A 17,860-nucleotide genomic window follows, 5' to 3' on the forward strand; every position below is an offset into this window, starting at 1 on the left:
TATATAGAAAACGGAAACACGCATAAGTACGAGGAGGAACAGTGAACACAATGAAATCAGCCCCGTTTATTGCCGTGGAAGGTCCGATCGGAGCGGGGAAAACAACGCTGGCAACGATGCTTTCCCATGAATTGAATCTTCCGTTAGTTAAAGAAATTGTAGAAGAGAATCCATTTCTGGCTTCCTTTTATCAGGATATCGACGAGTGGAGTTTCCAATTGGAAATGTTCTTTCTGTGTAATCGGTTTAAACAACTGGAAGACACGGGTGCTCATTATGTAGAGCAGAATACCCCAGTTATTTCGGACTACCATATTTATAAAAATATGATTTTTGCCGATCGTACCTTAAAAGGAACGAAACGGGATAAATACCGTCAAATTTATCATCTGTTAACAGATGATCTGCCCAAGCCCAATCTGGTGCTTTATATTGAAGCTGAACTCGATACGCTGATGTACCGCATTAACAAGCGTGGACGCTCATTTGAGCAGGACATGGACCCGGCATATATGGAACAACTGATCGCTGATTACAAAACAGGTATGGACTATCTTGCGAATAGCTCAAATCCGCCAGTAATCATTAAGGTCAATGCAGAGCAACTTGACTTTGTGGAACATCCTGAACACTTCAGGCAAATTGTTAATCAGGTAAAGGAGTATATTATATGAATAACTATGGCATTCCAACGAATGCATTAATTACGGTAGCAGGTACGGTTGGAGTGGGTAAATCCACTTTAACAGCTGCACTCGCACAGCGCTTGAATTTCAAAACTTCTTTGGAACAAGTGGATCATAATCCATATTTGGAGAAGTTCTATCATGACTTTGAGCGTTGGAGCTTCCATCTGCAGATTTATTTCCTGGCAGAGCGCTTCAAGGAACAGAAAAAGATTTTTGAACTGGGTGGGGGATTCGTACAGGATCGTTCCATCTATGAAGATACGGGTATTTTTGCACAAATGCATGCAGATCAAGGAACCATGTCTGCTACAGATTTCGAGACATACAGCAGTTTGTTTGAAGCGATGGTGATGACACCGTATTTCCCGCATCCAGATGTACTGATCTATCTGGAAGGAAGTCTGCCTTCAATTTTAAACCGTATTACGGAACGCGGACGCGAGATGGAGATTCAGACGGATCGCTCATACTGGGAGCACATGCATGAGCGCTATTCGGTATGGATTGATCAGTTTACGGCTTGCCCTGTGCTGCGTCTGAACATTGATGAGTATGATGTGCATGATCCGGCATCGGTGGATGCTATTTTGGCACAGATTGCAGCTGTCATTCAGCCTGCCAAGGAAGCGCAAAGATAAGAGAGAATGCGTTTTTCAATGTAGTTTTCTGAATTACAGTGGTTATATCTAAAATATAGATACGGATAACATCCCTTTTACGGCTATTATGCTGATGGAAGGGATGTTTTTTATGGTCAACAGTAGAAAAATGTTGAATAATAGGCCTTTTTGTGGTTTCATAGGAAAGGTGAATTCTGGAAAAGAAGCATATGCATGACTCAGGAGGGAAAGACAACGTGGAAGAGAAACAAGGAGTTAAAATTGGTATGCCGATCATTGGTGGCTTAATTGCAGCCATTCTTGGGGGCATCGTCTGGGCGGCAATTGCTGCAATGACCGAGTATGAGGTAGGATTGATTGCAATTTTGATTGGAGCACTCACGGGTTACGCCGTTGTATTGTTCTCCAATAAACGAATTGCCACAGTACATAAAGTTATTGCCGTAATGTTTGCGCTCGTTGGCATTTTGCTGGGGAAATATCTGACGGTGGTTTATTTTACTTCCGAACTGTTTGGCGATGTAAGCGTGATGGAACTCGTGTTTGATAGCGAGATGATCAGCGCGTTTGCAGAAACCTTCCAGGACTATTTCAGTCAACCGATTGATTTGTTATTCATTGTGCTTGCGATTGTATCTGCATGGCAGATTCCTGGTCGGATGGCGAGAACCAGTCTGGCTTCAGACGCAACTTCATCGGATCACGCGCCAAGAGCTTAATCCGATAGACGGTGGACGCTGGTAGCAAATTGAAGGACGTCTGACAGAAGAAACTTAATGCTCATCATCCTAAGCATCTGGTGAAGTTATATCGAAGGACGGGGAACAGAAAGTAGTAAAGAGCATCTACTTTAAAAGATATTCATAAAGTACTCAGAGTGATCAGCAGTTAGGCTAGTTCACATTGCGGCTGAGGTACTTGAATACATAAAAGGGACGTAACGCCTGAGAGGGCGTACGTCCTTTTATGTATTTACTAGGCTGTAGGCGGGTTATGGCTCATAACTGATGTAATAACTTGAATGGATCAAATTATTTGCAACGTACCTAGGATATATCCAGCTTGTTCATAAGGTTAATTCCAAGAACGATATGACCAACGCAGGAGGAAGGTTATAATATCCTGATCTCATATACAGCGAATAAGGCTGATGACGAGAGATAACGTTTACTACTATAGGACAGAGGTCCAAGTTACAGACGATCGTTTACAGCGCTCATCTGATGGCAATGAGAGTTGAATATATTGCTTGTGTTTGAAGACAGGGCTATATTATTTGTTTTGGTCAGCAAATACAGCCATAGCATCTCTCATAAATACTGCCAAACCATCGCCAAACTGATCAATATTACGCGTGAAGCGCTCATCGTCCACGTACATCTGACCAAGTCCTCTGAAGGCTTCAGGCGAGTAGCTTCCCATTTGGTTTAGCCAAGTGTACCACTCTTTGATGCCAGACTGTGCCTCCGCAGATGCCGGTTCTGTGTGACGAAGTGAAGCCAGATGTTTGTAAATTTCGTTCATTTGATCGGATAGCGCTTTCTGCGCCGTGGTTGATTTACTGTACAGCTTCTGATTTGCCTGGTCTACAGCATGGTCTCCCCACCGTTCGCGCGCTTCCTGTTCATACGGATTCTGGCTAAAATTAAATCCTTCGAATTGTTCTTTGGCTGTCATTTTAATGTCTCCTCTCACGTGTAGGACTGTTTTATCAATGGTAGCAATCATCTGGTCCAAGCGTTGGCGCTTCTCCAGCAGTATAAGTCGATGCATTTTAAGTGCTTCTTCCGGGTTGAAGGAGGGGTTGGTTATAATGTTTTTGATCTCCTTCAGAGAGAAGTCGAGTTCCTTGAAAAACAAAATCTGCTGCAATCGTTCCAGGTTGGCGTCTGAATATAATCGATACCCGGCAGCAGTTACTTCGTCCGGAGTTAATAGCCCGATCTCATCATAGTGATGCAGTGTGCGCACACTGATTGAGGCAAGTTCAGCAACTTCTTTTACCTTCATGGCCATGAGTGAAACCTCCTTACAACACTGATTGTACAGTGTCACGTTACGTGAGAGTCAACAGTTGAAAATGTAAAAAACAAGATGCGGCAGGAAGCTGCATCTTGATCATGGATTGGTTACTGGATGTGACTAGGGCTGATTGGAATGTGGCTAGATATGACTAGATGTGAATAGGTGGACGAAATAATTGCATTATTCAGTCACTGTAGGGTGGCGGCTGGGCTTCTGTCGAAGACATGGGCTGCTGCCGCGCCGTAGGGGTGTTGTGGAGCTCCTCTGTTATGGAGAGGAGAGCGATTGGTTGTGGGTTGTGGCTGCACCATGTATTCGGTGCAGCCCGCGGGCTGGCTGTGCAGGGAAGCAGGGCTACGCCCGCATCCCGCGCACTGCCGCAGCGAACTGCGCAGCCGCTGCGCACACGTCGGCCGCGCCCGCGATGGCGGAGATGACGGCTACGCCGTCGGCTCCAGCCGCCATCACGGCGGCCGTGGTATCGGGCGTAATGCCGCCGATACCCACAATCGGAACTGCGATGCCTGCGGCGCGCAGTTCCGCCACCCCTGCGGGGCCCAGCACAGCGTGGGCATCCGCTTTGGAGCGCGTCGGGTACATGGGCCCGACGCCAAGGTAGTCGGCGCCCGCCTGCACAGCACGGCGCGCCTCATCCACAGCGTGGGCGGATACGCCAAGCATCCGCCCAGCGCCAATGCGGGCGCGTACCAGCGCCGCGTCCGCATCATCCTGGCCGACATGCACGCCGTCGGCCTCCACCGCTACAGCCAGCTCCACATCATCGTTCACGATGAACGGGACCTCGTGCTGGCTGCACACCTCGCGAAGCCGCATCGCAAGCGTCATGCGAGCTTCGCCGATCAGGGCGCCAGTTCCCTTTTCGCGGAACTGGAATAGCGTAATGCCGCCAGCAATGGCTTGGCGCAGCACCTCGACGGGGTCTTGCGTCGTATTTACGCTGCCCATGACCAAATACACCTGCATCGCACGTTGTACCGCTTCTGCATCCCAAGGGCGCATCACTGCTCACCCCGCTGTCTGCGCTGATACGCAAAATGATTTGTTGGCCCATGTCCGGCCCCAATCCCCAGCTCGTCTTCAATGGCTGCCTGAATGAATGCTCTCGCGGTCGTTACGGCAGCCAGAACAGGTGAACCCTTTGCTAACTCTGCGGTGATCGCAGCAGAGTATGTGCATCCCGTTCCGTGTGTATGACGTGTTACCACACGAACATTCTCCAGATAATGAAAAGACTGCCCATCGTAGACTACATCCACGATCATGCCACTTCCTTCATCATGACCACCTTTGACCAAAGCATACGTCGAGCCCATTTGTACAATCCGTCTCGCGGCTTCTTCCCGCTGACTAAGATTCGTGATGGACATTCCGGTAAGCAGTTCGGCTTCCGGAATATTAGGTGTTGTGATCAGGGCATGGGGCAACAGCTCTGTAATCAGCGCCTGTACAGCTTCCTGCTGGAGCAGGGGGGCTCCGCCTTTGGCGACCATCACGGGATCGATGACCAGATTAGACCAATCATATTGCTGCCACTTCTCAGCGACGAGTCGAATAATCTCGGCACTATATAACATGCCGGTCTTCACCGCAGTTGGCTGAAAGTCTTCTCCGGTTGAGTCCAATTGCTGGGCAATGCCATCGTAAGGGATGGGGAAGACTCCCTGTACACCTGTTGTATTTTGTGCAGCAATAGCGGTGATAACCGTCATGCCGTATACGCCAAGCTCCTGAAATGTTTTCAGATCAGCCTGAATTCCTGCACCGCCCCCGTTATCGGAGCCTGCAATGGTTAGGGCTTGAGGAATGCTCATACCACACCTCCACGGATCAGACGAATCTGTGCGCGTTCTGCCACAAGGTCGGGTGTTACTTGTGCCAGTTGATTCAAGAATTCAATCTGGAAGCTGCCCGGCCCCTGATGAGCCGTCTTCTCTGCCGCCAGTTCAGCCGCTACGCCATAAAAAGCGAGTGCTTCAACAACACTGCCTGGAAGATCGTCTTCGGATTCCGCAATGGCTGTAAAAGCGCCAATCACCGAACTTAGCAGACAGCCAGCACCTGTGACCTGAGTGAGCAGGGCATGTCCATTACTCGTGAGGAATGTAGATTGTCCATCGGTAATGATATCTTCTTTACCGGTAATGACCACGACACAGCCAAGTTTATGCGCTGCCCGCTCCGCTATGCCGATCCGGTCACCCTCACCTGATCCCGCGTCCACACCTTTGATACTCCAGCTCTCACCGATGACATTGGCAACCTCCGCCACATTGCCGCGCAGTACCGTGAGGCGAAGCTCACGAACGAGCATCTGAACGGTTTCTGTACGATAGGCGGTTGCGCCTGCGCCGACGGGATCTAGCACCACAGGTACATGATGCGCATTAGCCGATTGGCCTGCCAGACGGATGGCCTGAACGATTTTATCATCGAGTGTGCCAATGTTGAGCACCACGGCTCCTGACATCTTGGCAACATCAGCGACCTCTTCATGAGCATAAGCCATAAATGGGGATGCACCAAGTGCAAGCAAACCATTGGCTGTAAAGGGAGCAACGACAAGGTTGGTGATATTGTGTACCAGCGGATTTTGCGTACGAACACGTTTCAGATAAGACATATAATTTCCTCCTTGTTTTGAAGTAACGCCACCGGCAGAAGCCTGATATGCAGAGTCACTCAACAGAATAATAGGATATGAGTCTCCGTGTTGAGCAGGGCGAATAGTGTAAAGACACCGAGAGACGTTACAGCGGTAAAAGCAGATGTAAAAGATAAATCCAATTCATAATGCAATAAAGATGGATTAATGTAACTGGATATGGAAGAACAAACGATCAATATCTAGCCTTGATTGAAACAGCTAAAAGGTAGAGCCACATAAAAATGTAATTCGCAAAAAATAGTAATAATACAAAAACGCGACAGTACAACAGTACAGCAATGTAACAATGCAACAGTAAAACAACGCAATATACAGAAAGTGAACCCAGGGTAAGTCTCCTAATTCAGGCAAGCAGTATAGTGAAGGACTTGGCGTTCAAATATAGTCTTGAAACCCAAACCTAAACCAAGCTGGTAGCTCTTTTGGCGAATTCCTTCCGCAGGTTTAGACGGTGTTTCTAAAGAACCCGGGACATCTTATTTGGCTAATCAAATCCTACTTTTGAAATGTAAGGAACGTCAGACACGTTATTTCCCTGAATTCCTTGATTAAAACGATGCAAACGGCTGTTTATTCTAATATTGCGTGTCTCAGATTCCTTAGATTTCTGAGACTACTTTAAATCCTCGAATAAGACGTCTCAGATTCGTTAGCGCTCGCCGCATGCTCTACTCCGAACACATTAGGACGCGATTCAGCTCCCGGTAGATTTGAAGATGTGCGCTAATGTACATGAACAAATGCATAGCTCCAAGCCGCCTAAACGTATACAAGGTACTCGATCGCATACCATGTCATCCAAACGTATACAAGGTACTCGATCGCATACCATGTCATCCAAACGCATACAAGGTACTCGATCGCATATCATGCCACCCAAATGCATATCAAGGTACTCAATTGCACATCAAGTCACGTAGAATTGTTAAAGATTATGATTCTCCACTCCTTGCTCCAGCCAGTTCCATTACGGAAACCTTTTACATACTGCAAACCTTGTTGCCCCTAACGCCACGTCCTTGCTAACTTTCTATTCATTCCTCTTACTTGCCGATCCCTTTCTTTTAGTCACTTTCCCTTTATCCTCGTGGCTTTTCTTTACTTACTCTCCTTGCAGATTAATAAACGCATCCTCGGCTTTCACCGATTCAGGAATCATTTCAGTTGCAACGAGCCATGCACGTACATTCTCCCACGACTCCATTTCCTGCCGACCAAACGGTTGACCTTCTTCATTCATGAGTGGCAGTAGAATAGCCAGGCTTTTGGTTTCGATCTCCGGGTCAAGCGGAGATGTTTCATTCTCATGAGCAAGCAGAATATTCAAGGCTTCTTCTGGATGCTCCGTGACATATTTCTGTCCTTCCTGGATCGCTTTGACGAACCGGGTCAGTTGTTCTTTTTTGGCTTCCATACCAGCTTCACTTGCAGTCAGGACCAATTCATAATAATCAGGCACGCCATAGTCGACAGGGTTAATCGATTTCATGGCATGGCCTTCTTTCTCCAAAATCAATTGTTCATGGTTAATAAAACCACCCATAATCGCGTCCGCCTGTCCGGAAGCCAGGGAAGGAATCAGATCGAATCCAACGTCGACCAGATTCATGTTGTCTGGGTTGCCACCATCTTGGCTGATCATCGTCCGTACCATCGCGTCATACAGCGGAATCGAAGAATAGCCAACCGTCTTTCCTTCAAGGTCTTTGGGTGAACGCACGTTGCCATTTGCTTCGGTCAACAGATGTACGAGCGGGTGGCGAACAACAGCAGCAATGGAACGTACAGGAATGTTCTCACTACGCGCGAGCAAGATTTGAGGCTGATAGCTTAGAGCCAGATCGATTTTACCGGCAGCAACAAGTTTGAGTGAGTCATTGGTATCCGCAGGCATCTGAATGTCGACATCCAGACCTTGGTCTGCAAAGTATCCATTTTCCTGAGCTACATAGATGAAGGAATGTACTGCATTGGGGTACCAGTCGAGCATGATGGACAGTTTATCTTTGGTGTCTGATGCTGGTTCTGTTACAGGCGAGTTTGCTTGCTGTGCATTGGTTTCCGATTCTGTTGTTGGCGTGTTTTTGCCAGCACCCGTGTTGCCGCATCCGCTAACGATCAGCAACAGGCTTATGAGCATAATGGGAAGCAGGGAGTATATACCTTTGTTAGTCATAAATGAAGTTCCTCATTTCATCGTTTGGGTTTGTAGAAAATGGACAGCAGTATGTTAACGGATAAGGTGACAATGTACTGATTGAAGTTAGCTGCTGAAATGGTGCATAAGTTATGTTGTGTAGAGCGTAATTCTTGTAGTAACATCTAAAATCTAAATTCTCTCTACGTTTTATCCAGCTATTTTTTCGCTTCATGGCGCCGAGTGCCAAACCGTTTCTCCAGCCAGGCAATCAGTACAAACAAAACGATCCCGAGCAGGGATAACAGCACAATAGCGGCGAACATCGCGTCCGTGTTCATGTTGCTGGACATGCGGCGGCTGAAGTATCCGAGACCTTTACTGCCACCGAGCCATTCGCCTATCGTTGCACCAACCACGCAGTACACCACAGACATCTTTAGCCCCGAGAAGAAGGCGGGAAGTGCCAGTGGAACCTGGAGTTTGCGAAAAATATCCCACGTGCTGGCTCCCATGGTGAGCAGTAGTTCACGCTGCTCTGGATCGCCTTGGCGAAGTCCATCGTAGGTACTCACCACAATGGGAAAGAAAGCGATCAGGAACACCACCGCAACTTTGCTCCACAGCGTGTAGCCAAACCATAGGATGAAGACGGGGGACAGGGCAATCAACGGGATCGTCTGACTGATTACGATGAAGGGATATAACGCTTTTTCAATCGACCGATTCATATGCATACCAGTTGCAAGTGCAATCCCGGCACCAATGGACAAGCCAAAACCAACAACAACCTCCATCAAGGTAGCAGGCAGATGTGTAGCCAGCAGGAGGTGACGATGCTCATACAGGGAGTTGGCAATCGCCGTTGGGGCTGGAATGATGAAGGAGGGCACCCATCCCATACGCACAATCCACTCCCAGAAGACAAGCAGCAAGAGCAGGAGCCAAAGAAACAGACCATAACGGTCAAGCCAACGCCTTACGCTATTCTTCATGCAGTTTCCCAAGTTATTCTCTCGCATGCAATTGTTCCTCCAGTCGTCGTCTCATCTGAACGAGCGCCGGTTCGTAGATCATGTCCGAATGTCTTGGACGTGGCAAAGGTACCGTCAAATCTTGTAGCGGTTGGCCTTGGCTCCCCGGAGTTAACAGGATAATTCGATCACTGAGTAGCAGGGCCTCTTCAATATCATGCGTAATGAACAACACGGTTTTGCCCAGATCTTCCCACAGCTCCAGTAGCCAGCGATGCATCTCGCGTTTGGTTAAGGCATCGAGTGCGCCGAATGGTTCATCCAGCAGCAAGAGTTGGCCACCTGTCAACAAAGTACGAAGCAGCGCGACACGTTGGCGCATGCCACCCGACAGCTCGTCCGGGTAAGCATGCGCGTAGCCGGATAAGCCAAATCTGTCGAGCCCTGCCATAATGTCTGCGCGAATTTTTCCCTTATCCTGTCGCCCTGGAGCAAGTTCAGCGGGGAGCATGCAATTCTCCATGACGGTTCGCCAGGATAACAGGAGGTCCTTTTGCGGCATGTAGGCCACCTGCCCCAGTCGCTTTCCATCAGGGACCCAAGGAATTTCAATGGTTCCGTGGGTTGGCTCAAGCAGGCCTGCCAGCAGCTTGAAAAGGGTGCTTTTACCGGAGCCGCTGGAGCCGATGAGCGAGACGAATTCGCCGTTGGTAACACGCATCGACACATTGGAGAGCACGGGGGAATCCCTTTTTCCCGGGAAAGCGTAGCTCATGTTGTGAATGGTTATGTTATTATCCATCTCGTTCTGTTCCCCCTTGTTATTCCAAATTCAACTTCAAACTGCGGGATCTTTCATTACACCTGCTGATCTGCCCGCAGAACGCGAAAAAGACCCACCCATTTCCGGAGAAATGAGTGGGTCTGTAAGTTCAATTCACATTAAAATTCATCATCAACATGAAAAAATCCGCTTACTGAAAGGCCGCTCCACTTCCCTCCGCTGGTATGATCCAGATCAGGTTCAAAGGGTCCGAATCATTCGATTCGTCTCAGCCGTAAGGCTCCCCTAGTGCATTGTTCAAGATATGCAGTTATGTGTTCAGCATATATCACATGCAAGTGGAATGTAAAGGGGCGCTCAGAAAGAATGTGAGTACTGATCTGAAAATGGTTCCGTTCGGATTATTAGGATTGCACAGCCAGATTATTCGGGCAGACGCATTAATCCGTTGCCGGAATTGCTCCAGTTTCCTCAACTCCTCTTACTGTGGCAGGTTTATTTAATGAAATAGATACGATACAATATCTACTGAATTTCTATACACTGCTTTCGGGATGTAATCAATGGAAGGGGACGTGTAATATGAGAACGATTGGTCTTATTGGTGGAATGAGCTGGGAGTCATCGTTAGAATATTATCGAATTATTAATGAAGAAGTGAAAAATAAATTGGGAGGATTGCATTCAGCCAAGTGCATTTTATATAGCGTGAATTTTGAAGAGGTCGAGCGTTATCAAGCTGAAGGTGATTGGGAAAGCGCTGGTGAATTATTAGGGAATGCTGCTCAGTCTTTGGAAAAGGCAGGAGCAGAAATGATTGTAATTTGTACAAATACGATGCATAAAGTGATTAAACATATTGAAGAAAAAGTGACACTACCCATCGTACATATTGCTGATGCAACAGCAAATCAAATTCATAAGTCCCATATAAGTACGGTTGGTTTACTCGGAACCAAATATACGATGGAACAAGACTTTTATAAAAAACGAATTGAATTTAATGGTATTAAGGTTTTGATACCGAATGAAGAGGATAGAAAAGTTGTCAATAAAATAATATACGAGGAATTATGTTTAGGGAAAATTGAGCCCTTATCAAGGGATTATTATAAAAAGGTGATCCAAAGGCTGGTTGATGATGGAGCTGAGGGAATCATATTAGGTTGCACCGAAATTGGATTATTAGTAAAAGTAGAGGATTCAGAAGTTCCATTATTTGATACAACACATATTCATGCGATTGAATCTGTTCATTTGGCACTAGCCAAATCATTTGACTCAACCCGATAAACCCGTTCTCTGATTTACCTTGGCTCATGAACTCGATATAATAGGGATGGGCCGTACAGGCCGGATCACAAAATGCAGGTGGGATTGTTCTCCCTCCTAGGCAGAATGGGGACCCAAGTTGAAAACGTTCAAAAAAGTATATATTGAGATCACGAGTATCTGCAATCTGGCTTGCAGCTTCTGTCCGCAGACGCAGCGTGCCAAAGGATTCATTGACCCTGAAGTCTTCAACAATATACTGGAACAAGTTAAACCACATACCAATCATATTTATCTACATGTCAAAGGCGAACCCTTGTTGCATCCCAAAATAGATCTTCTGCTAGATTCCGCACACGAGAAGGGACTCAAGGTGAATATTACAACGAATGGTACACTGCTGCCCAAGACTCAGCATAAATTGCTTGGTAAACCGGCGCTGCGTCAGATGAACTTCTCCCTGCACAGCTTCGATGGGCACGAAGGTTCAACAGATCGTGACGGATACCTGCGTCATATTTTGTCCTTTGTACACGAGGCCGTTAAGCACAATGTCATCATTTCATTCCGACTGTGGAATCTGACGCAGGATAACTTCACGAATGCTCAGATGAATCGAAATCGGGAGACCCTTGAAGTGCTGGAACGTGAATTCAATCTGGACTTCCGCATTGAGGAAAAAGTGGTTCCAGGCAGCGGCGTCAAAATTGCTCCGAATGTATACCTGAATCAGGACCACGAGTTCCAGTGGCCAAGTCTGGATGCACCTGAAGATGACGGCAAAGGCTTCTGCCACGCATTGCGTAGTCAGGCGGCTGTGCTAGTGGATGGAACGGTGGTTCCATGCTGTCTCGATGGCGAGGGTGTGATTAACCTGGGTAATGTGCACGAGAAGTCATTCTCAGAGATCATTGAAGGGGAGCGAGCGAACAATCTGGTATATGGCTTTTCCAAGCGGGAAGCTGTGGAAGAGTTGTGTCGAAAGTGCGGTTATCGTCAGAGGTTTGGAGCCTGACATCTTATAACAGCAAGCTGGAAGCCATTCAAGATCACACATTTGAAAGACAAATGTAGTGATCTTTCTTGTTTACTGGGGATTAAAGTCAGAGGTACTTACGTTACAAATGAGCATACCAGAGGTTGATATCAGCATATTGTTCAAAGATCCTGACTTGCAAAAAATGCCGATATGACAGTCATTATGCGATGTCAGGATATATCTGATCTAATGATTATTCTAGTTACCTTCCTTATTTGGTAGGATTAGGTTGTGAGTTGGGCAGAGGTGCACCTCTGGCGAACTTTCAGTACAAGCACAGGCTTGTACACGATCCATAACGAGAGAATAAGGGAGGAATAAAGTAATGAAAAAAATGTTGACGTTGTTGTTGTCTGCTGGTTTGGTTGCTTCCATATTTGGTGCGGTTCCCGCTGCTGCTGCGCCTACAGTTGTTAATTCAACGATTATTGTTCCAGCGGGCACGACTTATGACGGTCAAGGCAAAACATTTGTAGCCAATCCTTCCACATTGGGTGACGGGTCTCAAGCAGAGAATCAGAAACCGGTATTTCGTCTGGAGGCAGGGGCTACGCTCAAAAATGTAAATATCGGATACCCTGCTGCCGATGGTGTTCACTGTTATGGCAACTGTAATATATCAAATGTAGTCTGGGAGGATGTGGGTGAGGATGCACTCACATTGAAGTCGGCCGGAACGGTCAACATTACCGGCGGTGCGGCGTATAAGGCCTATGATAAAGTATTCCAGATCAATGCAGCCGGAACGATTAACATCAAAAATTTCCGTGCAGATGATATCGGCAAGCTGGTACGTCAAAATGGTGGAACGACCTTCGCAGTTAACATGACGCTGGATAACTCCAATATTTCCAATGTGAAAGATGCTATTATGCGTACAGATAGCAGTGTATCTCAAGGGAAAATTACGAATACCCGCTATTCCAAAGTGCCAACCCTGTTCAAGGGATTTGCTTCAGGTAAAACCAGTCAATCCGGCAATGTCCAATATTAAACGAGAGACTCAATCGCTGGAGTTGTTAAAAATATAAGCTCCACTTAATTGGAAGTAAGCCGGAATATAACGCCAAAAAAAGAGCGTCCCAAGGTCATTGTCACACTGACTTTGAGGAACGCTCTTTGTAATGCAGATGTCACCATAGTATAGTTCTGCTGAGTAATGTTTCATTGTGGAGGCACATATTATTTCTCTCCCGGAACCTCAACGATGACTTTGCCATGCTCGGGGGCAACGGAACCGCTATCCGTGGAGCCCAACTTGTTTATGACCTCATATGAGGTTTCTTCAAGCATGCGAGAGTACTTGAATGATACGAGTGTTTGACCTGCTACGGAAGGACGAGTTCCTGCTTCAGCAACGGCTTTGGTTTTAATAAAGAACAGGTCACCGATAGTTCCTGCATTATTGCTGATGTTGGCCTGCCATCGCAGCAGTGCACTTCCATTTTTAAGAACATAATAACTGACCAGATCGTTATCCTCCACAACGAAGAAACGATCTTTTTTGCCTTTTTCAAAAATGTATTTAATGGAGGAATCCACCGGACCCAGAGGGTTGCGAATATCCAGACGTGTTTGTCCGAGTTCAGAGAAGCGTGGCAGATGAAGTGCGGCTTCGCGCGCCACAGTCAGATCAGAACTGTTATATTCTTTTACAATCGTAGCATCGGTAGTGTAAATGTAGGCTTCCTTGGCCTTCTGATTCCACTGCACCTTCGTACCAAAAGCCTCACCAATGGCACGGAGCGGAAGCATCGCTTTACCATTCACCAGAATCGGGGCGGAAGACAATGTTGCATTTTGGTCATTTTTCTTCATTGTCTTGCTATTAGGTTTAAGGACATAATTATCGCTGCCTGTGCTAATGCTGATCTCTTTTGTTTTGTTATTGTAGCCAAACGTATAGTTGCCGAGGAATTGAAGCTCAGTCAATGCCACGTACATGGTCCCCTGCCGGATGACAACTTCATATTGAGCTTGAACATTGTTAATATAAGCTGTCGGTTTAGGTTCAGTTGCCGCGGCTTCCGCCACAGTGGATGAGAGTAAGGCAGGTGCCGTACCTGCGGTAAGTATCGAAGCGGCAAGGATCATTTTCCATGTTTTGAGCTGCCAAGCAGAGTTATACATTTTCATTACTATCAATCTCCCTTCTAGTATTTCAGACGGACTACATAACCTAAATGTTTCATATTATGGAAAGTGTACAATAGATATCCCCTGTTCATATACCCCAAATGAAGCATGGTGATACTTCTGGGGATTGCCACAAATACCCATCTGATGTACATTAGAAGCAATGAAATAAGTGAACCGGGAGCTCAATGAAGTTGGGCTGAGAGAGTGGCCTTGTGCCGCTGACCGTACATCTGATCTGGGTAATGCCAGCGTAGAGAACATGGATTTGCAATATGTAAGGGTGAAGTGTAGGAATGAACGTGGATGAACTACAGACCTTTTTGAACTGTGGTGGTGTATCTGCCATGGCGGAGAGGGATGGTTGATATTCCGTATTTTCGACATCCACCCAATACATCATTGTGAGGATTGTATACTGCGTGTTAGGCCTGCCCGGAACCGGGGAGGCTTTTTTTGTTTATTTTTAGAGGTTGTTCAACCAGTCTTTTTGAACACACACTTTTACAACCCCACAGGGGACAGAGGAAGGACGTAGAGAACATGGCAACAACAACAGGCAACAAACGATTGAAATTAACGGATATTCTGGTAACCATCGTAATCGCAGTGGTGTTTGGGGTGATTTACAAGATATGGGGACCTACGTATGACTTGATGAAACCATTCGGCGTTCATGCGGAGCAGATGATTTACGGCATGTGGTTTATGGCGGGCACGTTTGCATTTGTCATCATTCGTAAACCAGGCGTGGCTATCTTGGCCGAGGTTGCGGCTTCAACGGTAAGTGCTTTTCTGGGCAGTGAATGGGGCATGTCCACACTGGTGTATGGTCTGTTGCAAGGATTGGGAGCTGAGATCTTCTTCGCAGCATTCCTGTATCGTAAAACCAATCTGTTTGTCACTTGTCTTGCAGCCATTGGAGCCGCAGCGGCCTCGCTTTTGCTGGATTATCAGTATGGCTATATCGATTCACTCTCGGCCTGGAATTATACGTTATTCATCGGTTTCCGCTTCATCGGAAGCATCCTGATTGCAGGAGTGTTTGCTTATTATCTCGCCAAAGCTTTGGAACTGACTGGTGTAACACGTTCACTCAGACCGGTATCCAAACAGGATTATGAGGCGTTGGATTAGATGAGCGGAGAGGGGAATTCGCAGGCGGTAAGTGTGACGAATCTAAGATGCAAGTTCCCGGGAGAGAAAGCCTTGGTATTTCAAGGCTTGTCTCTTTCTGTGCGTCAAGGGGAGAAAGTGCTGCTGCTTGGACCAAGTGGCTCCGGTAAATCGACGTTATTACAAATCTTGAGCGGTCTGATACCTCGTTCGGTTGAAATTCCGATGAAATGTGATGATATTCAGGTTCCCGTCAAAGCAGGAGTGGTCTTTCAAGATCCGGATACCCAGTTCTGCATGTCCTTTACGGATGAAGAGATCGCATTTGTTCTGGAAAACCGAAGTATTCCGCGTGAAGAGATGCCTGCTCTGATTAAATATTATCTGAAACAAGTGGGGTTATCCTTGGAACAGAACCGTGTATTGATCCAGTCCATGTCTCAGGGGATGAAGCAACGTCTTGCGATTGCCTCGATGCTTGCCATGGACCCGGAGGTATTGTTTTTGGATGAACCCACGGCACTGTTAGATGATGAGGGGACTTCCCAGGTGTGGGATACCGTCAAACGGATCGCCAGTGATAAAACGATCATCATCGTTGAACACAAAATAAACGAGATTGTAGATATGGTCGACCGCATCATTGTCTTATCACCTGAAGGAAAGATTGTGGCGGATGGGCCAGCACAGCAGGTATTCACGGATGAACGGAGCAAGTTGAGGGATTATGGAATCTGGTATCCAGGCGTGTGGGAAGAGCATGAGCAGGAGAGGGTAACAAAAGAAGAAGAGGGAACTTATGGAGAGCTTCAAGCGTGTGAGAATCAGGGGATCTCAACCTTGGAAGCACAGCAGTCGTCTGGCTTATCTGATGCAACGGAGATTTTCCCCGTATCTCATGTATCATCCTTATCGCCTGTATCGTTAGCCGATCAGCCTGCACTGGACTTGCAGCAGTTCACTGGATGGCGTGGAAAAACACCTTTCATTCAGGTGGAACAGGCCAAGGTATGGCACGGAGATTGGATTGGTATTGTCGGGGCCAATGGAGCTGGCAAGAGTTCATTGTTGTTATCTCTGATGAATATTCTGAAAACAACAGGTCATTATGAGGTGCACGGTCAGCCTTCTGGCAAAACGGAACAGCTTGCAGATCAGATTGCGTTTGTCTTTCAGAACCCGGAGTTTCAATTTGTAACCAACACCGTCGCGGAAGAAGTGGAATTCTCATTGCTGGGGGGCAGGCTTACAACGGAAGAAAGACATGCCAGGACTCATCATATGCTGAATCAATTTGGACTAATCGACTTGTCCGAGCGCCACCCCTATCAATTATCGATGGGGCAGAAACGACGTTTGAGTGTGGCGTCCGCATTGGTCAGAGAGCAGCGAATTCTGTTGCTGGATGAACCTACTTTTGGACAGGATGCCCGTAATACCTTCGCCATGTTGGCACAACTGGAGCAATTGCGGCGTGAAGGAACAGCTATCGTTATGGTTACCCATGATCGTGAAATTGTAAAAAGATATTGCACCCGAATCTGGTCGGTGGATGAGGGGAGGTTAAGTGATGCAACTGTCGTTTCCTCATCGTGAAACCTGGCTTCATTCCGTTAATCCGGGGTTGAAGATGATTATTCTGACACTGATGTTTGTCATCGTTATCCTTATTCACAATCTGAATGTAATGGCCAATGTTGCGGTGGTAATGATGTTATTACTGTGCTGGACAGGCCATCCGTGGTACAGATTGATTCTGTACGCATCACCATTCATTCTGGTGTTTATCTCTACGTCTGCGGGCATGATGATGTTTGGCAAGGGAGAGACCACTTGGTATAAGTGGGGGCTGATTCACATCACCGAAGAGAGCTTCTATCGCGGTCTACACTTGGGTTTTCGCTCGCTGACTATGGCCGCGGCTGGGTTACTCTTTGGTCTTACGACCAAGCCAGTACGGCTATTTTATTCCCTGATGCAGCAGTGGAAGCTTCCTGCAAAATATGCCTATAGCTTTCTGGCCGCGATGCGCATGATCCCCATTTTGCTGGATGAATTCCAGACGCTCCGTTACGCTATTCGTATTCGTGGAACAAGGCAGCGCGGTTCGCACTGGAACGTGTATGGTACACTCAAGCGTTATGCTATTCCTCTGCTGGCACAGAGCATTCGTCGTGCACAGCGAATGGCGGTAGCGATGGAAGCGAAGGGATTCACGGATGGGGCGAGCCGAACGTATTACATTCAGATGGGCTATTCCCGAGCTGATCTGTGGTTTGTATTTTATTATATCCTCACCTTAACAGCTGCTTATTACATCGGGATTACCTTTCCTTATCATGCTACGATGGTAGATGTAAGGTAATACTGGGAGATAGAGAG

At 47.0% G+C, this 17,860-nt stretch carries 17 protein-coding genes and 2 riboswitches; of the genes, 9 read left to right on the forward strand and 8 right to left on the reverse strand.

Features of this window, described 5'->3' with window-relative positions; translation table 11 throughout:
• Window positions 1-50: 50 nt before the first annotated feature.
• From MKZ12_RS04405 to MKZ12_RS04415, 3 genes are all read left to right on the forward strand, one after another.
• Complete coding sequence (locus MKZ12_RS04405; RefSeq protein WP_017690540.1) at window positions 51-674, forward strand: deoxynucleoside kinase; 624 nt, start codon at window positions 51-53, stop codon at window positions 672-674.
• On the forward strand, window positions 671-1,327 hold the full coding sequence (locus tag MKZ12_RS04410) for a deoxynucleoside kinase (protein ID WP_339239693.1): 657 nt from the start codon (window positions 671-673) through the stop codon (window positions 1,325-1,327). Before MKZ12_RS04405 ends, MKZ12_RS04410 begins: the two co-directional genes overlap by 4 nt.
• A gap of 218 nt (window positions 1,328-1,545) precedes the next feature.
• Window positions 1,546-2,028: a hypothetical protein gene (locus MKZ12_RS04415; RefSeq protein ID WP_339258938.1), complete on the forward strand. Its 483-nt coding sequence runs from the start codon at window positions 1,546-1,548 to the stop codon at window positions 2,026-2,028.
• A gap of 553 nt (window positions 2,029-2,581) precedes the next feature.
• Here the strand turns inward: MKZ12_RS04415 and MKZ12_RS04420 are convergent.
• The 7 genes from MKZ12_RS04420 to MKZ12_RS04450 form a co-directional block, all read right to left on the reverse strand.
• Window positions 2,582-3,325 (reverse strand): MerR family transcriptional regulator, encoded by a 744-nt coding sequence (locus MKZ12_RS04420; RefSeq protein ID WP_339258939.1) that lies wholly within the window; start codon window positions 3,323-3,325, stop codon window positions 2,582-2,584.
• Between the two features lie 363 nt (window positions 3,326-3,688).
• Window positions 3,689-4,354 carry a thiamine phosphate synthase gene (thiE, locus tag MKZ12_RS04425; protein ID WP_339239699.1) on the reverse strand — a complete coding sequence of 222 codons (666 nt, stop codon included), beginning with the start codon at window positions 4,352-4,354 and terminating at the stop codon, window positions 3,689-3,691.
• Window positions 4,354-5,166, reverse strand: a complete 813-nt coding sequence (thiD, locus tag MKZ12_RS04430; protein WP_339258941.1) for a bifunctional hydroxymethylpyrimidine kinase/phosphomethylpyrimidine kinase — start codon at window positions 5,164-5,166, stop codon at window positions 4,354-4,356. The genes thiE and thiD overlap by 1 nt, the downstream gene beginning before the upstream one ends.
• Window positions 5,163-5,975, reverse strand: a complete 813-nt coding sequence (gene thiM / locus MKZ12_RS04435) for a hydroxyethylthiazole kinase (protein WP_339258943.1) — start codon at window positions 5,973-5,975, stop codon at window positions 5,163-5,165. Before thiM ends, thiD begins: the two co-directional genes overlap by 4 nt.
• A 1,147-nt stretch (window positions 5,976-7,122) precedes the next feature.
• The gene (locus MKZ12_RS04440; RefSeq protein ID WP_339258944.1) at window positions 7,123-8,196 is read right to left on the reverse strand and encodes an ABC transporter substrate-binding protein; all 1,074 of its coding nucleotides are present in this window, start codon (window positions 8,194-8,196) and stop codon (window positions 7,123-7,125) included.
• Between the two features lie 179 nt (window positions 8,197-8,375).
• Window positions 8,376-9,179 carry an ABC transporter permease gene (locus MKZ12_RS04445; protein ID WP_339258946.1) on the reverse strand — a complete coding sequence of 268 codons (804 nt, stop codon included), beginning with the start codon at window positions 9,177-9,179 and terminating at the stop codon, window positions 8,376-8,378.
• Window positions 9,166-9,933: an ABC transporter ATP-binding protein gene (locus MKZ12_RS04450; protein WP_339258947.1), complete on the reverse strand. Its 768-nt coding sequence runs from the start codon at window positions 9,931-9,933 to the stop codon at window positions 9,166-9,168. The genes MKZ12_RS04445 and MKZ12_RS04450 overlap by 14 nt, the downstream gene beginning before the upstream one ends.
• Before the next feature lie 176 nt (window positions 9,934-10,109).
• A riboswitch (TPP riboswitch) is annotated at window positions 10,110-10,212 on the reverse strand.
• A gap of 285 nt (window positions 10,213-10,497) precedes the next feature.
• Here MKZ12_RS04450 and MKZ12_RS04455 point away from each other — a divergent pair.
• From MKZ12_RS04455 to MKZ12_RS04465, 3 genes are all read left to right on the forward strand, one after another.
• Window positions 10,498-11,208: an aspartate/glutamate racemase family protein gene (locus tag MKZ12_RS04455; protein WP_339258949.1), complete on the forward strand. Its 711-nt coding sequence runs from the start codon at window positions 10,498-10,500 to the stop codon at window positions 11,206-11,208.
• A 118-nt stretch (window positions 11,209-11,326) separates the two neighbouring features.
• The gene (locus MKZ12_RS04460; RefSeq protein WP_253430463.1) at window positions 11,327-12,202 is read left to right on the forward strand and encodes a radical SAM/SPASM domain-containing protein; all 876 of its coding nucleotides are present in this window, start codon (window positions 11,327-11,329) and stop codon (window positions 12,200-12,202) included.
• A 349-nt stretch (window positions 12,203-12,551) separates the two neighbouring features.
• Window positions 12,552-13,220 (forward strand): pectate lyase, encoded by a 669-nt coding sequence (locus MKZ12_RS04465; protein WP_339239716.1) that lies wholly within the window; start codon window positions 12,552-12,554, stop codon window positions 13,218-13,220.
• Window positions 13,221-13,408: 188 nt separating this feature from the next.
• Here the strand turns inward: MKZ12_RS04465 and MKZ12_RS04470 are convergent, their stop codons facing one another.
• Entirely contained in the window at window positions 13,409-14,362 is a 954-nt protein-coding gene (locus tag MKZ12_RS04470) for a copper amine oxidase N-terminal domain-containing protein (protein ID WP_339258951.1), read from the reverse strand.
• Between the two features lie 166 nt (window positions 14,363-14,528).
• Window positions 14,529-14,639: riboswitch (TPP riboswitch) on the forward strand.
• Window positions 14,640-14,905: 266 nt separating this feature from the next.
• On the opposite strand from MKZ12_RS04470, the gene MKZ12_RS04475 reads away from it, so the two are divergent.
• Genes MKZ12_RS04475 through MKZ12_RS04485 form a run of 3 tightly spaced genes read left to right on the forward strand, consistent with a single transcriptional unit; the run spans window position 14,906 to window position 17,843 of the window.
• Window positions 14,906-15,499, forward strand: coding sequence for an ECF transporter S component (locus MKZ12_RS04475; RefSeq protein WP_339239720.1), 594 nt, complete (start codon window positions 14,906-14,908; stop codon window positions 15,497-15,499).
• The gene (locus tag MKZ12_RS04480; protein WP_339258953.1) at window positions 15,500-17,074 is read left to right on the forward strand and encodes an ABC transporter ATP-binding protein; all 1,575 of its coding nucleotides are present in this window, start codon (window positions 15,500-15,502) and stop codon (window positions 17,072-17,074) included.
• Window positions 17,049-17,843: an energy-coupling factor transporter transmembrane component T gene (locus tag MKZ12_RS04485; RefSeq protein ID WP_339258954.1), complete on the forward strand. Its 795-nt coding sequence runs from the start codon at window positions 17,049-17,051 to the stop codon at window positions 17,841-17,843. Before MKZ12_RS04480 ends, MKZ12_RS04485 begins: the two co-directional genes overlap by 26 nt.
• The last annotated feature ends 17 nt before the right edge of the window (window positions 17,844-17,860 follow it).

This window comes from Paenibacillus sp. FSL R5-0713, from assembly GCF_037973325.1.
Classification (GTDB): Bacteria; Bacillota; Bacilli; order Paenibacillales; family Paenibacillaceae; genus Paenibacillus.

Bases quoted from the DNA above. Each gene is read 5' to 3' on its own strand.
- MKZ12_RS04405 (WP_017690540.1), top strand. From the start codon at position 51: ATGAAATCAGCCCCGTTTATTGCCGTGGAAGGTCCGATCGGAGCGGGG.
- MKZ12_RS04410 (WP_339239693.1), top strand. From the start codon at position 671: ATGAATAACTATGGCATTCCAACGAATGCATTAATTACGGTAGCAGGT.
- MKZ12_RS04420 (WP_339258939.1), bottom strand. From the start codon at position 3,325: ATGGCCATGAAGGTAAAAGAAGTTGCTGAACTTGCCTCAATCAGTGTG.
- thiE (WP_339239699.1), bottom strand. From the start codon at position 4,354: ATGCGCCCTTGGGATGCAGAAGCGGTACAACGTGCGATGCAGGTGTAT.
- thiD (WP_339258941.1), bottom strand. From the start codon at position 5,166: ATGAGCATTCCTCAAGCCCTAACCATTGCAGGCTCCGATAACGGGGGC.
- thiM (WP_339258943.1), bottom strand. From the start codon at position 5,975: ATGTCTTATCTGAAACGTGTTCGTACGCAAAATCCGCTGGTACACAAT.
- MKZ12_RS04440 (WP_339258944.1), bottom strand. From the start codon at position 8,196: ATGACTAACAAAGGTATATACTCCCTGCTTCCCATTATGCTCATAAGC.
- MKZ12_RS04445 (WP_339258946.1), bottom strand. From the start codon at position 9,179: ATGCGAGAGAATAACTTGGGAAACTGCATGAAGAATAGCGTAAGGCGT.
- MKZ12_RS04450 (WP_339258947.1), bottom strand. From the start codon at position 9,933: ATGGATAATAACATAACCATTCACAACATGAGCTACGCTTTCCCGGGA.
- MKZ12_RS04455 (WP_339258949.1), top strand. From the start codon at position 10,498: ATGAGAACGATTGGTCTTATTGGTGGAATGAGCTGGGAGTCATCGTTA.
- MKZ12_RS04465 (WP_339239716.1), top strand. From the start codon at position 12,552: ATGAAAAAAATGTTGACGTTGTTGTTGTCTGCTGGTTTGGTTGCTTCC.
- MKZ12_RS04470 (WP_339258951.1), bottom strand. From the start codon at position 14,362: ATGAAAATGTATAACTCTGCTTGGCAGCTCAAAACATGGAAAATGATC.
- MKZ12_RS04475 (WP_339239720.1), top strand. From the start codon at position 14,906: ATGGCAACAACAACAGGCAACAAACGATTGAAATTAACGGATATTCTG.
- MKZ12_RS04480 (WP_339258953.1), top strand. From the start codon at position 15,500: ATGAGCGGAGAGGGGAATTCGCAGGCGGTAAGTGTGACGAATCTAAGA.
- MKZ12_RS04485 (WP_339258954.1), top strand. From the start codon at position 17,049: ATGCAACTGTCGTTTCCTCATCGTGAAACCTGGCTTCATTCCGTTAAT.